Origin of the sequence: Micromonospora sp. CPCC 205546 (assembly GCF_036902715.1) — a bacterium.
Classification (GTDB): Bacteria; Actinomycetota; Actinomycetes; order Mycobacteriales; family Micromonosporaceae; genus Micromonospora.
In genome coordinates, this window is sequence record NZ_JBAKHL010000173.1 from 1 (window position 1) to 893 (window position 893).

Genomic DNA, 893 nt, shown 5'->3' on the forward strand with positions numbered 1-893 from the left:
TCCAGTGCCACGTCCACGATCATGTCCTCCTGCCCGCCGACCATGCGGCGGCGGCCCAACTCGACCAGGATGGAGCGCACGTCCACCCCGTACTTGTCCGAGGCCCGCTCGGCGTGGCGCAGGAAACTCGAATACACCCCGGCGTAGCCCAGGGAGAGAGTTTCCCGGTCGACCTGCACGGGCCGGTCCTGCAACGGCCGCACGATGTCGTCGGCGGCATCCATCAACGCGAACACGTCACAGCCGTGCTGCCAACCGTGCAACTCCGCGACCGCCACGAACACCTCCAACGGCGCGTTACCCGCCCCGGCACCCTGCCCCGCCAGCGACGCGTCCACCCGCACCATCCGACCATCTGCCGAGCCCAACGGGCCGTCGCCGGCGATGCGGCCGTGCTCCACCGCGACCACACTGTTCGCCACACCCAGGGACAGGTTGTGATGCGCGTGGATACCGATCTGCGTGTCCGGCGCCAACACCTGCCGATACGCGTCCACCCGCTCCGCCACATCCGACATGAGTAGCCGGCCGCCGGAATCGGTGACGTAGACGCAATGCGCCCCGTACGACTCCATCAACTTCGCCTGCCCCGCCAACCCGGCGGGATCGTTCATGTGCGACATCATCAGAAACCCGGACACGTCCATGCCGTTCTCCCGCGCCCACGCGATGTGCTGCGCCGAAATATCGGCCTCCGTGCAATGCGTCGCGATCCGCACACTCGTCACCCCGAGCGCCTTCGCCGCCTTCAGATCCGCGATCGTGCCGATCCCCGGCAACAACAACGTCGTCAACTTCGCCGACGTCATCACCTCAGCCGCCGCCGAAATCCAATCCGCGTCACTGGCCGCACCATGACCGTAGTTCACGCTCGAACCCGCAAGACCATCACC

Annotated in this window: 1 protein-coding gene; it reads right to left on the reverse strand. The window is 66.9% G+C overall.

Translation table 11 applies throughout. From position 1 onward, the window contains the following. On the reverse strand, window positions 1-893 hold an 893-nt coding region (gene dmpG / locus V6U77_RS29895; RefSeq protein WP_334610079.1), incomplete at both ends, for a 4-hydroxy-2-oxovalerate aldolase.